Below are 14,088 nucleotides of genomic sequence, written 5' to 3' on the forward strand. Positions count from 1 at the left end.
GCGGTGGGATTCTGGATTGCTTCGCTGCGCTCGCAATGACGGAGAATGTGGCAGGCATCTTGCACCCGTCGAGCATCGTGACTGAGGAGCAACCAAAGTGACTTTCGTCGCGCGTCATGCGCTGTGGTCGGATGAGCAGAAGGACGCGGCGACGCGCATGCGCCGCATCGTCGAGGAGAAGAACCTCGAGGTCATCCGCCTCGCCTTCCCGGACCAGCACGGCATTTTGCGCGGCAAGACCATTATCGCCGCCGAGGCGATCGCCTCGCTGGAGAGCGGCTGCTCCATCACCACCACCATGCTCGCCAAGGACACCTCGCACCGCACGGTGTTTCCGGTGTTCACGTCAGGCGGCGGCTTCGGCATGAAGGAGATGGAGGGGGCGGCCGACGCGCTGATGGTCGCAGATCCCACCACGTTTCGCGTTTTGCCGTGGGCACCGACCACCGGCTGGGTTCTCTGCGACCTCTATTTCAACGACGGCCGTCCCGTTCCGTTCGCGACGCGCGGGCTCTATCGCAAGGTGCTCGATGAGCTTGGACGCCGCGGCCACGATTTCATCGCGGGGCTCGAGGTCGAATTCCACATCTTCAAGCTCGACAATCCGCATATGCGCCCGGAGGATGCCGGCCAGCCCGGCACGCCGCCTTCGGTGAGCCTGCTCAGCCACGGCTATCAATACCTCACCGAGCAGCGCTTCGATCAGATGGAGCCGGTGCTGGAGATTTTGCGCCGTGACATCGTCGCGCTCGGTCTGCCCCTGCGCTCGGTCGAGGTCGAGTTTGGGCCGAGCCAGTGCGAATTCACATTCGCCCCGAGGAAAGGCCTCGAGCCGGCGGACAACATGGTGCTGTTCCGCTCTGCCGTGAAGCAGATCGCGCACCGCCACGGTTATCACGCCACCTTCATGTGCCGGCCGAAGCTGCCGAATTTGTTCGCGAGCGGCTGGCATCTCCACCAGTCGATCGTCTCGCGCGCGACCGGCGAGAACCAGTTCATGGCGAACGAGGGCGGCGAGCCGCTCAGCGCGTTCGGCAGCGCCTGGCTTGCCGGCCTGCTCGACCACGCCCGTGCGTCGACCGTGTTCACCACCCCGACCATCAATGGCTACAAGCGCTACCGCTCCTATTCGCTGGCGCCCGACCGCGCGATCTGGGGCCGCGACAATCGCGGCGTCATGATCCGCGTGCTCGGCGCTACCGGCGACGCCGCCACGCGTCTGGAAAACCGCATCGGCGAGCCCGCCGCCAATCCCTATCTCTACATGGCCTCGCAGATTCTCTCGGGCCTCGACGGCGTCGACCGCAAGCTCGATCCCGGCCCGTCGGCCGACACGCCCTATGAAACCAAGGCGCCGCTCTTGCCGAAGTCGCTACGCGATGCGGCCAGCGCGCTGAAGGACGATCCGTTCTTCCGCGAAAAGCTCGGGCCTGAGTTCGTCGATTATTACACCCACATCAAGAATGCCGAGATCGACCGCTTCCTGTCCGAGGTGACCGACTGGGAGCACCGCGAATATTTCGAGGTGTTTTGAGCCAGATACGCCTCACCTCCCCGTGAGATGACTTCGTCTGCTCTGTTCCGACGACATTTGACCGCTTCCGACGAAGCCATTTTCCAAGGCCCGCGAAAACCGCCGGAAAGCCTGGCCATGTAGATTGTCTGCGATGATCAACAATGGAGTTCGGTCATGTGGGGTCATTTGTTCAGCTTGATCTATCGCCTCTCCTGCCGAGCCACCTTGATCGAAATCGGGACCGGCCGCTCGCCGCGATAGAGGCCAATTTAGGTAAGATGGATTGACCAGATAACGGAGGGTGTCATGCGAAAGCTGATCCTGATCGCCGCAATGTCGCTGCTGGCAAGCCATGCCTATGCCGGCGGACCACGGAGCCTTAGCCTTGCGGCGACAAATGCGAGCCAGATCACCGAGCAGCCGGCAATGACAGCAGCCACGCAGCCACAAGCTCCGGCGGCGGCGCCCGCGAATGTCCAGACGGCGACCACGGCCCCAACTTCAACGTCGCCGGCAGCAACTGCCACGACAACCGCGACCGCTCCGACCGCAACTCAGTCCACTGCAGCACCAGTTGCCAGCTCGAGAGAAACGGCAAAGCCGAAGCGTCGCCAGCCATCCACCGAGGCGCGCGTGATCCGCGAACTGCATCGGCATGGGATTTACTGGTAAGAGGGCATAGCCCTCACGTTCGTCAGTGCGAGCGCAGCGAAGCAATCCAGAATCTTTCCGCGGCGGCAGTCTGGATTGCTTCGCTGCGCTCGCAATGACGATTGTGTGGCACGAGCGTTCGGCCCCTCGCCAGCCTCAAATCCCCAGATATTTGTGCTGCAGATCCGGCTCGGCCAACAGTTCATCCGAGGTGCCGCTCCACACCGTCTTGCCGCGCTCGATGATGGTGTGGCGGTCGCAGATGCGGGCCAGGTGGTCGACGTTCTTGTCGACGACCAAGATCGACTGTCCCCGGCTCTTGAGCAGCGACAGGCAGCTCCAGATCTCTTCGCGGATCAGGGGCGCCAAACCTTCGGTCGCTTCATCCAGGATGAGGAGCTTCGGGTTGGTCATCAGCGCGCGGCCGATCGCGAGCATCTGCTGCTCGCCGCCGGAGAGCTGGTTGCCCATGTTGGAGGCGCGCTCGGCGAGGCGCGGAAACATCACGTAGATCGCCGCAAGCGTCCAGGGATTGCTGCTGTCGAAACGATCGGCGGCGGCCGCGACCAGGTTTTCGCGCACGGTGAGGTTCGGGAAGATCTGCCGCCCCTCGGGGACGAGGCCGACACCGAGTTGCGCGATCCTGTAGGACGGTTGCGTCCGCACTTCCGAGCCCGCAAAGCGGATGCTGCCTGCGCGCGCCGGCGTCAGGCCCATGATGGAGCGGATGGTCGTGGTCTTGCCCATGCCGTTGCGGCCCATCAGCGAGACCATCTCGCCTGATTTGACCGACAGCGACAAGCCGAACAGCACCTGGGACAGGCCGTAGCAGGTCTCGATGCCGTCAACCTCGAGCAGCGTGTCACCCGCCAGTTTTTCAGCCATGGTGCGTCACCACGTGCGCCTCGCCGAGATAGGCGCGCTTGACGTCCTCGTTCGCGCGGATCGCGGCCGGATCGCCGGAGGCGATGACGCGGCCATAGACCAGCACCGAGATACGGTCGGCCAGCGCAAACACCGCCGGCATGTCGTGCTCGACCAGCACGATCGAGACCTCTTTGCGCAGCTCCTGGAGCAGCTGCACCATGCGCTGGGACTCGGTGACGCCGAGGCCCGCCATCGGCTCGTCGAGCAGCAAAAGTTTCGGCTTGCTTGCCAGCGCAACCGCCAGCTCGATCTGGCGACGCTCGCCATGGCTGAGCCTGGACACCAGGACATCGGCACGATGGGCGAGACCGACGCGGTCGAGCGCGGCATGCGCGGCATCGCGCAGGCCCTTCTCCTTGCGTGCATCGGCGAAGAAGCGGAACGAGGTGCCGGCATGCGCTTGCGCCGCGAGCGCGACATTGTCCGCGGCGGTGAAGTCGAGCAGCAGCGAGGTGATCTGGAACGAACGTGCGAGGCCCAGCGCGCAGCGGCGATAGGCCGGCAGGTAGGTGATGTCGCGCCCCGCCAGCGAGACGCTGCCGGAATGCGGCTCCAAATGGCCGGTGAGCTGGCTGATCAGCGTGGTCTTGCCGGCGCCGTTCGGGCCGATGATGGCGTGCAGCTCACCTGCCGCGACGTCGAGCGAGACGTTGTCGGTCGCAATGATGCCGCCGAAGCGGCGCACCAGCCTGTCGACACGGAGCAGCGGCTCAGCCACGATTGAGCCTCCCGAGCAGGCCCATGATGCCGCCGCGGCCGAACAGAACGATCAGCAGCAGCATCGGGCCCATGATCAGCGCCCAGTATTCGGTGAGCTGCGACAAGAATTCTTCCAGCAGCAAATAGACCACCGCGCCGATGACCGGACCGAACAACGTGCCCATGCCCCCGAGGATCACCATCACCATGAGGTCGCCGGAACGCGTCCAGTACATCGCGGCCGGGCTAACGAAATCCGTGTTGTTGGCGAGCAGCGCGCCGGCAAGGCCGCACATCATGCCGGAGATGACGAAGCAGACCAGCTGGTAGCGTTTCGAGGGAAAGCCGATCGCCTGCATGCGCTGCTCGTTGGAGCGCAGGCCCTGCAGGACGAGACCGAAGCGCGAATTGGCGATGCGCCAGATCAGGAAAACGACGCCGAACAAGCAGGCGAGGCAGAGATAATAGAACTGCGTGCGGTTCGACAGATTGACCAGCCCGGAGAAGTCGCTGCGCTTGTAGATGGTGAGGCCATCATCGCCGCCATAACGCGCCAGCCCCGATGCGACGTAATAGGCCATTTGCGCGAAGGCGAGCGTGATCATGATGAAGTAAACGCCACGCGTGCGAAGCGAGAGCGCGCCGATCACGACGGCGTAAGTCGCGGAGGCCGCAAGCGCGACCGGAAACTGGATGAAGCCGCTTCCCACGCCTTCCTGCGCCAGCATGCCGACCGCGTAGCCGCCGATGCCGAGATAGGCGGCGTGGCCAAAACTCATCATGCCGCCAAAACCCATGATGAGGTTGAGGCTCGCGGCCGCCAGCGCCAGGATGACGATTCGGGTGAACAGCGTCAGGATGAAGATGTTGCCGGAGAGTTGCGAATACAGCGGCAGCAGCACGAGGCCCGCCAGCATCAGGGCCGTGACGGCCTTAGCTACAGTAAAAGTCTTCATCGACGGTTGGCCGGAAACAGCCCCTCCGGGCGCACCACCAGCACGATCGCCATCAGCAGATAGATCAGCATGGACGACAGCGCGGGCGCGGCGGTGGAGGCCGCGGCGCCGCTCAGCACCTGCCGCAACAGATTGGGCAGGAAGGCGCGGCCGAGCGTGTCGATCATGCCGACGAAGATCGCGGCCAGGAACGCGCCGCGGATCGAACCGATTCCGCCGATCACGATGATGACGAAGGCGAGGATCAGGATGTTCTCGCCCATGCCGATCTGCACGGTGAGGATCGGCGCCTGCATCAACCCGGCAAGACCGGCGAGCGCGGCACCGAGGCCGAACACCAGGGTGTAGAGCAGCTTGATGTTGATGCCGAGCGCACCGATCATCTCGCGGTTGGATGCGCCGGCCCGGATCAGCATGCCGATGCGGGTGCGCATCACGCCGAGATAGAGCAGCAGCGCGACCAGCAGCGCCACGACGATGATGGCGAGGCGATAAGCGGGATAGTGAATACCCGGCAGGATCGGCACCGGCACGGTGAGCCAGGCCGGCAGCGGCAGCGCAAGCCCGGCCGGCCCCCAGATCAGCCGCACGGCTTCATTGAAGAACAGGATCAGGCCGAAGGTCGCGAGCACGTGGTCGAGATGGTCGCGTCCGTACAGATGCCGCAGCGCGGTCATCTCAAGCACGATGCCGAGCACGAGCGTCGCGCCGAGCGCCAGCAGCGCGCCGAGCAGGAAGCTGCCGGTCCAGGCCGCGAAGGTCGCGGCGAAATAGGCGCCCATCATGTAGAGCGAGCCGTGCGCAAGGTTGACGAGATCCATGATCCCGAACACCAGCGTCAGGCCGGCGGCGAGCAGGAACAGCAGCAGGCCGAACTGCAATCCGTTCAAGAACTGTTCGACGACGAGCAGCATCAAAACTCTTTCAGGCGCACGCAGGTTCGCGCCGATGTTCGAACACGGTCGCCATCAGTGAAAGAGCTCCCCCTGCCTGTACAAGGCGGAAAAATGGGTAATGGCAGTATCGTTCCGAGGCAAGAGCGATTCGACACCAAACATGCACTTTGTTGCATGCCGATGCATGCGATCGAGCGCCTCTCGGCAAGAAGCTACCACTCTGCAAGAACGCTGCCGTGCAGGCTGGGTCAAGCTGACGCACCCAAACCGATCACCCTCCCCCCGTTGCCGGGGAGAGGGTGTGAAATTCCTCGCAACGTCGGGAAGTATGCGCCTAGTGCGACGTCATCTGCCGGGGAAGGTCATCCGGCTCGGCGAGCACGCTGTTGGCTGTCGAGGCCTCCAGCGCCGCCATCCGGAACAGATAGGCGAGCGTCGCCAATCCGGTGTCTTCCGCCATCTGCGCAAGTTCGAGCGCCATGTCGGACATGTAGCCGAGATTTTCGTCCCTGATCTGTGCCATGATCTGGCTGTCCCGCATCATGTTCGACATCTCAGGCGCTCTTTCGTTGCGCGGCAGCGAGGCCGCAGAGGTTGGCACGGGCGACGGCGTCCAGACGCGGGCCGTCCTGTTGGACGATCGTAGGCACGCCGATGCGATCATGCAGGGCATCGAGCGTCTCGCGACGAATGTCGATTGTCGCCGCCATGGTCCACGCATTCTCCACCAGAGCGGGCAGACCGAGCGGGGTCACGACGAAGCCGGCCTCATGGAAGCGCGGCAGCCACCAGGTTTCCATAATTGCGCTGACGTGCGCGATCCCCTGACCGAGGCAGAACTCCTGCACCGCCGCCATCAGTTGCAGGTTGAGCGCGCCGTCGCGGCGATCGCGCACGACGAAGTAGCGCGACCATTCCCAGACCAGCGGATCCGCCGGGCAGCCGCGCACGGCCGCCAGATGCGGGAAGACCTCGCTCATCATCGAAGGCTTGGTGGTCGGGTAGAGCCGGTGACCGCCGATGACGCGGCGTCCCTCCAGCGCAAGCAGATAGACGGTGTCCTCGTCGTCATAGGAATCGATTTCGCGACAATCCGGCCTGCGCAGCGTCTCCCAGCGCCGCTCTTCGACGAAAAAGTCGTGCCGCAGCCGGAAATGCTGATCAAGTACATCTTCGTAAAGGTGGCGATTTACTGCAGAAATGGCGTGAATCATGAAAGCCCCCATTCGTCCTCAATGAGGGCACCCTCTGCGAAAAGAGGATGGTTCGATATTGGGAAATTTCCCAGTACGTCGCTTAGGGATTGATGATCTTGTTGCGAATCGCCAGTGCAACCGCATGCGTACGGTTGACGGCTCCGAGCTTGCGCCCGGCGGTTGCAAGATGCTCTTCGGCGGTACGCTGCGTGATGTGCAGTATCTCGCCGATTTCCCAGGCCGATTTGCCCTGCGAGGCCCAGGAGATCACCTCGCGCTCGCGCGGGGTGAGGCGTGCCGAGGGATACGGCGCCGGATCGAGCAGACGGCGAATGTGGTCGAAGCCATACATCGCCATCAGGTGCAGTGCCGGCTTGCTGCGGGGATTGAGGTCGAGATGGACGCCTCCGAGCGACACCGCGGCCTCGTAACCGGTGAGTCCGTGGATCGGGACAATGAAGCCGCGCGTCATGCGAAAATCGGTGGCGCGGTTCATCACCTCGGCCGCGTTGGGCTCGAGCTCCGCATCATAGGGTGCTTCCGACCATTCGAACGGGTTGACTGACTGGCGGCACAGCCGCACCACCGGATCGAAACGGTCGTAGTTATTTTCGGTGTAGAGACCAAACCATCCCGCCGGCCAGCGCTTGGCGAGCACCATCTGTGCAAACTGTTGGTCGGGATTGGGCAACCCCGTCACGATGATGGTTTCAAAACCGAAGCGACCAAAGGCCGATTCGAGCGCATTCATGGCGTCGGGCACCTTGCGATAGGCCCCAAGCCCCTCGATGAAGTCGAGCGCTTCCCGGCCATAATCCACGGCGGACATCGGTGCGTTTCCTGACCCTCGCTGTGCGATATAGCACGTCTTTAGGCACTGCCTCAATTGAGCGATTCCGTAGTTTCCCGGTATCCCATTGACCCCGAAGGTTTAATCTACTTGTGGAAGAAGGGACGTCAAGTTACACCTGTGACGTCTGAAGCGGGGAAACCACGATGGAAGACGAGGACATCGCCCTCAACAGCGTGCTCGGCCTGGAACTCAACCGCGTGTTTTTCGCCGTCCGCGAAACGGCAAACAAGCAGAAGATCATCGAGTTCGCGCGCGGGGTGCTGCAAAGCGAGCGCACCAGGCCGGTAGAGAGCGCCTCGCCGGAAGGACCGGCGAGCTAGCACGCAGTTGCGGCAGCCGACGCCGCTACAACAGATCCTGCGCCTCGCTGGCCGCCCTTACCGCTGGCTGACATCATGGCTCTCGTGAGATAATCGCCGCCGAGGATTATCTTTCGGATGCCCAGGACATGATGACGCTGCGCCAGGTTGAAGTGATCCGTGCCGTGATGGTGACGGGCACTATCGGCGGCGCGGCGAAGCTGCTGAACGTGTCGGCTCCGGGCATCAGCCGCCTCGTCAAATACACCGAGCGCTCGCTCGGCATCCGCTTCTTCCAGCGCCAGAACGGCCGCTATTTCCCGACGCCGGAAGCCGAGAACATCTTCGAGCAGATCAACGGCGTCTACAAGAAGGTCGACGACCTCTCCGAGCTCATCTCCAAGATCGGCCGCGGCGGATTGTCGGAGCTGCGGATTGGCTCGGTGCCGAGCATCTCGCAGGTGATGGTGCCGCGCGCGATCGAGCGCGTCCGCCGCCGCTATCCCGACCTCGGCATCGACATCAACATCCTCAAGCTCGAGGAAGCGATCGACTATCTCCTGCTCGGCCGCGGCGAGTGCGTCGCGATGAGCTATCGGCTCGACCATTCCGGCCTCGACTTCATGCCGCTCGCTTCCGGCGAGCTCTATTGCATCGTGCCATCAGGCCACGAACTCGCCGGCCGCAAGCAGGTCTCCGCGGCCGAGATCACCCGCTATCCGCTGATCGGCATCGATCCCAACGACCCCTACGGCCGGATCATGGCCGAGATCTTCGCGCGCAACCGGCTCGCCTACAACATCACCATTCGCGCGCGCTTCGGCACGACGGTCTGCGCGCTGGTGAAGGCGGGACTCGGCATCGCCATCATCGACCAGTTCACGGTCGCCCATGGCGGCTATCCCGGCATCGAGCTCTTGAAGATCACCGAGCCGACGCGGTTCGACACCTATATCGCGGTGAAGCGCGGCGCGCCGTTGTCGCTTCACGTCGAGTATTTCATCGAGTCCCTGCGCACCGAGATGCGTGCGGTGGAGCCGTCCCGCGTCACCGGCAAGGCCACCCCGGCGCGGGGGCGAAGAAAATAACATTATGTTAGGTTTGCCCCATAAATGGGTAATTGTGTTAGGCGAGGGAAAGGCTATCGTCGCTCGGAAGCTCCCTTGGAATTGCGCGGATTTCTCCGCTAATGGCTGGGACCGAACGCTCCCAACGAGACGATAGCGAACCATGTCCAAGCGCGGATACGCCGCCAGCAAAAAGCTCCTCACCGGCCTGATCGGCGCGCCGATCGCGCATTCCGCATCCCCTGCCATGCACGAGCGCGCCGCCGAGGCGCTGGGCTTGCGCGGCCATTACCAGCTCATCGAGGTCGCCGGCGCCGACGCGGACGGGCTCCGCATGATGCTCGAGGGCGTGCGGCGGCTCGGCTTTGCCGGCGTCAACGTCACCTACCCTTACAAGGAAGCGGTGGTCCCGCTGCTCGACGAGCTGGCGCCGGGCGCCGCCGCGATGGGCGCGGTCAACACCGTCGTCGTCAGGGACGGACGGCTGACCGGCCACAACACCGACACCACCGGCTTCGCGCGCGCGGTGGCGCCATTGCTGGCGCCGTCCGGCAACGCGGTGGCCGTGATCGGCGCCGGCGGCGTCGGCAAGGCGATCGCGTTTGCGCTGGCGAGCCTGAACGTGACCGACATCCGCGTCTTCGACAGCGAGCCGGCGCGCGCCGAGACGCTCGTCTCCCTGCTGGCCGCCCCGGGCGTCGCAAGGCTGGCGTCGAGCATCGAGGACGCACTGCAAGGCGCGACCGGCCTCGTCAACGGCACGCCGGTCGGGATGCTGCCGAACCGCGGCATGCCTGTCCCTGCCACGCTGCTGCATGAAAAATTGTGGGTTGCGGATGCCGTCTACTCACCGCTGATCACGCCGCTGCTGGCGGCCGCCCAGGCCAAGGGCGCGCGGATCATGACCGGGCGGGAGCTTGCAATCTACCAGGCCGCCGATGCTTTCGAACTGTTCACGGGCCTTGCCCCGTCGACCGAGGTCATGGGAGAGGCATTCGACGAGGTGATGGCGGCACGAAGCTCGGCCTATCACGCAGCATAACCGAAGTGGCCGGACACAAGGCCGCGCGCAACATCAACGAAAAAATCGGAGGAGAGACCATGAAATCGACCATTCTGGCGGGCGCCCTGCTTGCCTTCGCGACTGCAACCAGTGTCCACGCCCAGGCGATCAAGCTCGCCGACGTCGCCGAGCTGTCCGGCGGCGGCGCCACCGTCGGCACCAACTGGAAGAACGGCATCGACCTCGCGATCGAGGAGATCAACGCCAAGGGCGGAGTGCTCGGCCGCAAGCTCGAAGTCACTCATGCGGACTCGCAATCCAACCCGGGGGTCGCGCGCGCGCAGGTGCAAAAGGCGCTCGACGCCGAGCCCTATGTGCTGCTCGGACCCGGGTATTCCGGCTCCGTGAAGGTGACCGCGCCACTGGCGGCCGAGGCCGGCATCGCGCAGATCATGGGTGGCGAAGCCGCCGAGTTGACGCAAGGAGGAAACAAATTCCTGTTCCGCACCTCGTTCGGCCAGCAATCGTCGATGCCGAAGGTCGCCAAATACATTCACGACGACATGAAGGCGAAGTCTGTCGCGGTGGTCTGGGTCAACAATGATTTCGGCCGCGGCGGTCGCGATGTCGTCGTCAAGGACCTCGACCGTCTCGGCTCCAAGGTCGTCGCCGATCTCTCCACCGAAGCGGGCCAGGCCGATTTCGCCGCCGACGTGGGCAAGATCAAGGCCGCCAATCCCGACGCCGTGTTCGTCTATCTCAACGAGGAAGAGAGCGCGCGCATCCTCAAAGAGCTGAAGCGCCAGGGCGTCACCGCGCCGCTGATGGGCGAGACCACGCTGATCGGGCAGAAGGTGATCGAGCTTGCCGGCGACGCCGCCAAAGGCGCGCGCGGCCATGTCGGTCTCACCACCGATGCGCCGGTCGACCTGATCAAGGCGTTTCGCGACAAGTTCGCGAAGAAGTACAACTACGTGCCCGACCATAACGGCCTGAAGGGCTATCTCGCGGTCTACATGGTGAAGGCCACGACGGACAAAATGGGCAAAGTCGACTCCAAGGCGTTCGCCGACAATCTGCATGGCCTGACCATCAAGGCCGCGGACGAGCCGGGCATCCTGATGGACGTCACCTTCAGCGACACCGGCGACATCGATCGCCAGAGCTTTCTGGTCGAGGTGATCGAAGGCAAGCAGGTCGTGAAGCAGGTGCTGCCGAAGGTGAAGTGAGGTGTTCTTCGCCTCTCCCCGCGTGCGGGGAGAGGCCGGAATTTGCGCAAGCAAATTCCGGGTAAGGGGGAGCCTCCACGAGTCCAACTCTCAGCGACCTCGCGGAGGTTCCCCCTCACCCCGACGCTCTCCCCGCAAGCGGGGAGAGGGAGAAGAGAGAGAGAGAGAGAGAGGAGAAAATGTCCAATCTGTTCGATCTTGTGGTCGCGGGACTTGCCACCGGCGCGATCTATGCGCTGGTCGCGGTCGGCTTCACGCTGCTGTGGCAGACCTCGCAGACCATCAATTTCGCGCAAGGCGAGTTCGTGATGCTGCCGGCGTTCCTGATGCTGGCGGCGATGCATGCCGGCGCGCCGTTCTGGCTCGCGATCATCCTCGGCATCCTACTCTCGATGCTCCTGCTCGGCCTCGCCTTCAAGATGCTGCTGGTGGATCCGATGATGCGCCATGGCGTGCTGCCGCTCGCGATCGCGACCATGGCGCTCGCGATCGGCCTCAAGGAGGCCGTAAAACAGTTCTTCAGCGCCGAAGCCTCACCCTTCCCCTCGATCGTGCCGACCGGCGACGTCTCCATCCTCGGCCATGCGATCTCGCTGCAAAGCATCGGCGTCCTCGTCCTCGCCATCCTTGCCGTCTTCGGATTGACTGCGCTTCTCAACCGCACTTCGCTCGGCCACCAGATGCAGGCGGCGGCACAGAACCCGACGGTGGCGCGCATCATCGGCGTCCCGGTCGAGCGCATGATCCTCCTGACCTTCCTGATCAACGCGTTCCTGGTCGCTCTCGCCTCGCTGTTGATCACGCCGATCTACCTCGCGAAATTCACGTCGGGCGAGGTGCTGGGCCAGGCCGCCTTCATCGCCGCGATCGTCGGCGGGTTCAATCAGGTGCGCGGCGCGATCGCAGGCGGTCTCCTGATCGGCGTGCTCGACAATCTCGCGGCCGCCTATGTTTCGACGCAGTACCGCGCCGCCGTGCCGATGCTCTTCCTGATTGCCGTCATCCTGTTCCGGCCGCAGGGCCTGCTCGGCCGCGCCGAGGAGCGCACCGTATGAGCGGCTTCGCCAAACCTCTCAAGATCGCGTTCGGCCTCATCATCATCGCGGCGCTGATCGTCGTCCCCATGAACTTCAACCGCTATGGCCTATTCATCCTGAGCCAGTGGGCGGTGATGGCCATCGCCGCGATGGGCCTCAACCTCACGCTCGGCTATGCCGGCCAGGTCTCGCTGGCACAGGGCGCCTTCGTCGGCATCGGCGCTTACGCCGCGGCGATCATGACCACGCATGGCTGGCCGCTGCCGGCGGCGATCGTCGTCGCGATCGGCTTGAGCTTCGCGGTCGGCTGGGTGCTCGGCTATCCCGCGCTGCGGGTGCAGCACCACTACCTCGCCTTCGTCACGCTTGCCTTCTCCACGCTGGCCTTCCTGGTATTTCGCAACGAGAGCTGGCTCACCGGCGGCATCTACGGCATCTCCAACATTCCGCGGCCGCACATCTTCGGCATCGCGACCAGCAAGCCGCTGCCGTTCTACTATGTCTGTCTCGGCTCGCTCGCGATCGTGTCGCTCGCAGTGTGGTGGCTGATCCGCTCGCCCTGGGGCCGCGCCTTCATGGCGCTGCGCGAAAACCCGCTGCGGGCGCAGTCGCTGGGCGTCGACACCCGACGCTATACGCTGATGGCGTTCGCGATCGGCTCCGCGCTCGGCGGCGTCGCCGGCGCGCTCTATGCGCCGCTGACGCAATATATCGATCCCGTGCCGTTCAACCTGTCGCTCTCGCTCGACCTCCTGATGATGGTGATCGTCGGCGGCGCCGGATTCTTCCTGGGGCCGTTCCTCGGCGCGATGATCGCCGTGCTGTTGCCGGAATGGCTGCGCTTCACCGAGGGTTATTATCTGATGCTGTACGCGATCGCGGTGATGGGGCTGCTGATCTGGTCGCCGACCGGCATTCTGGGCATCCTCGACCGCTATCTCGCCGAGCGCCGAACCAAGGCTGCCTCCGCCTTACGCGCCGTCGCAAAATCCCGGCTGGAGCCGGTGCAATGAGCGCGGTCCTCGAAGTCACCAACATCAAGAAGAATTTTGGCGGCATCAGCGCCGTCGGCGGCGTCTCTTTCGACGTCCGCGAGGGCGAGATCCTCGGCCTGATCGGCCCGAACGGCTGCGGCAAGTCGACCCTGTTCAACTGCATCCTCGGCCAGCTGACGCCGAGCGGCGGCGAGGTCAGGCTCGACGGCAAGGTCGTCACGGGCTTGCGACCCGCCGAGCTCAACAAGCTCGGGGTCAGCCGCACCTTCCAGCTCCTGCAAGTGTTCCCAAAACTCTCGGTGCGCGAGAACCTGATCCTGGCAGGACAGGAGCACCAGGGCAGCATGGCCTCGCGCCTGGTCGGCCGCTCCGATGCCGGACTGACGGACGCCGCCAACCAGATGATCGGCTTTTTCAAGCTCGATCATCTCGCAGACGAGCCGGCCGGCGGACTCTCCTATGGCCAGCAAAAACTGCTCGACGCCGCCATGGCCTTCATGGGCGGACCGCGGCTGGTGCTGCTCGACGAACCCGCCGGCGGCGTCAACCCGTCGATGCTGGCGGACCTCAAGGATCGCCTGGTCGCGATCAACCGCGAGAAGAATGCCACCTTCGTCGTGATCGAGCACAACATGGAATTCGTGATGTCGCTGTGCTCGCGCGTGATGGTGATGGCGGAAGGCAAGGTGCTGGCGATGGGACGGCCCGACGAGGTCCGCAAGGACCCTGCCGTGATCGAAGCCTATCTCGGACACTAGGGAGAG

16 protein-coding genes are annotated in these 14,088 nt (G+C 64.1%); 9 read left to right on the forward strand and 7 right to left on the reverse strand.

Annotation, left to right across the window (positions count from 1 at the left end):
* The first annotated feature begins 97 nt into the window (after positions 1–97).
* Complete coding sequence (locus C7G41_RS03935; RefSeq protein ID WP_106941305.1) at positions 98–1,534, forward strand: glutamine synthetase family protein; 1,437 nt, start codon at positions 98–100, stop codon at positions 1,532–1,534.
* A 288-nt stretch (positions 1,535–1,822) separates the two neighbouring features.
* Positions 1,823–2,188 carry a hypothetical protein gene (locus tag C7G41_RS03940; RefSeq protein ID WP_106941306.1) on the forward strand — a complete coding sequence of 122 codons (366 nt, stop codon included), beginning with the start codon at positions 1,823–1,825 and terminating at the stop codon, positions 2,186–2,188.
* A gap of 135 nt (positions 2,189–2,323) precedes the next feature.
* Here C7G41_RS03940 and C7G41_RS03945 read toward each other — a convergent pair whose 3' ends face one another.
* From C7G41_RS03945 to C7G41_RS03975, 7 genes are all read right to left on the reverse strand, one after another.
* Positions 2,324–3,052 carry an ABC transporter ATP-binding protein gene (locus tag C7G41_RS03945; RefSeq protein WP_106941307.1) on the reverse strand — a complete coding sequence of 243 codons (729 nt, stop codon included), beginning with the start codon at positions 3,050–3,052 and terminating at the stop codon, positions 2,324–2,326.
* Positions 3,045–3,812 carry an ABC transporter ATP-binding protein gene (locus tag C7G41_RS03950; RefSeq protein WP_007615741.1) on the reverse strand — a complete coding sequence of 256 codons (768 nt, stop codon included), beginning with the start codon at positions 3,810–3,812 and terminating at the stop codon, positions 3,045–3,047. Before C7G41_RS03950 ends, C7G41_RS03945 begins: the two co-directional genes overlap by 8 nt.
* Entirely contained in the window at positions 3,805–4,749 is a 945-nt protein-coding gene (locus tag C7G41_RS03955; protein ID WP_106941308.1) for a branched-chain amino acid ABC transporter permease, read from the reverse strand. The genes C7G41_RS03950 and C7G41_RS03955 overlap by 8 nt, the downstream gene beginning before the upstream one ends.
* Positions 4,746–5,663, reverse strand: coding sequence for a branched-chain amino acid ABC transporter permease (locus C7G41_RS03960; protein ID WP_007615745.1), 918 nt, complete (start codon positions 5,661–5,663; stop codon positions 4,746–4,748). Before C7G41_RS03960 ends, C7G41_RS03955 begins: the two co-directional genes overlap by 4 nt.
* Positions 5,664–5,979: 316 nt before the next feature.
* Complete coding sequence (locus C7G41_RS03965) at positions 5,980–6,198, reverse strand: hypothetical protein (RefSeq protein ID WP_106941309.1); 219 nt, start codon at positions 6,196–6,198, stop codon at positions 5,980–5,982.
* 1 nt (position 6,199) lies between these two features.
* Complete coding sequence (locus C7G41_RS03970) at positions 6,200–6,859, reverse strand: acyl-homoserine-lactone synthase (RefSeq protein ID WP_199198117.1); 660 nt, start codon at positions 6,857–6,859, stop codon at positions 6,200–6,202.
* Between the two features lie 82 nt (positions 6,860–6,941).
* A complete protein-coding gene (locus C7G41_RS03975; RefSeq protein WP_106941311.1) occupies positions 6,942–7,670 on the reverse strand; it encodes a LuxR family transcriptional regulator in 729 nt (242 codons plus the stop codon).
* A gap of 167 nt (positions 7,671–7,837) precedes the next feature.
* Between C7G41_RS03975 and C7G41_RS03980 the strand changes: the two genes are divergently transcribed.
* From C7G41_RS03980 to C7G41_RS04010, 7 genes are all read left to right on the forward strand, one after another.
* A complete protein-coding gene (locus tag C7G41_RS03980) occupies positions 7,838–8,014 on the forward strand; it encodes a hypothetical protein (RefSeq protein ID WP_106941312.1) in 177 nt (58 codons plus the stop codon).
* 128 nt (positions 8,015–8,142) lie between these two features.
* Complete coding sequence (locus tag C7G41_RS03985) at positions 8,143–9,081, forward strand: LysR family transcriptional regulator (RefSeq protein ID WP_106941313.1); 939 nt, start codon at positions 8,143–8,145, stop codon at positions 9,079–9,081.
* A gap of 142 nt (positions 9,082–9,223) precedes the next feature.
* The gene (locus C7G41_RS03990; protein WP_106941314.1) at positions 9,224–10,102 is read left to right on the forward strand and encodes a shikimate dehydrogenase; all 879 of its coding nucleotides are present in this window, start codon (positions 9,224–9,226) and stop codon (positions 10,100–10,102) included.
* A 59-nt stretch (positions 10,103–10,161) separates the two neighbouring features.
* On the forward strand, positions 10,162–11,292 hold the full coding sequence (locus C7G41_RS03995; RefSeq protein ID WP_106941488.1) for an ABC transporter substrate-binding protein: 1,131 nt from the start codon (positions 10,162–10,164) through the stop codon (positions 11,290–11,292).
* Between the two features lie 179 nt (positions 11,293–11,471).
* The gene (locus C7G41_RS04000; protein WP_106941315.1) at positions 11,472–12,347 is read left to right on the forward strand and encodes a branched-chain amino acid ABC transporter permease; all 876 of its coding nucleotides are present in this window, start codon (positions 11,472–11,474) and stop codon (positions 12,345–12,347) included.
* Positions 12,344–13,342, forward strand: coding sequence for a branched-chain amino acid ABC transporter permease (locus C7G41_RS04005; protein WP_106941316.1), 999 nt, complete (start codon positions 12,344–12,346; stop codon positions 13,340–13,342). The genes C7G41_RS04000 and C7G41_RS04005 overlap by 4 nt, the downstream gene beginning before the upstream one ends.
* Complete coding sequence (locus C7G41_RS04010; RefSeq protein ID WP_106941317.1) at positions 13,339–14,082, forward strand: ABC transporter ATP-binding protein; 744 nt, start codon at positions 13,339–13,341, stop codon at positions 14,080–14,082. The genes C7G41_RS04005 and C7G41_RS04010 overlap by 4 nt, the downstream gene beginning before the upstream one ends.
* The last annotated feature ends 6 nt before the right edge of the window (positions 14,083–14,088 follow it).

The organism is Bradyrhizobium sp. MOS002 (assembly GCF_003020115.1).
Taxonomy (GTDB): Bacteria; Pseudomonadota; Alphaproteobacteria; order Rhizobiales; family Xanthobacteraceae; genus Bradyrhizobium.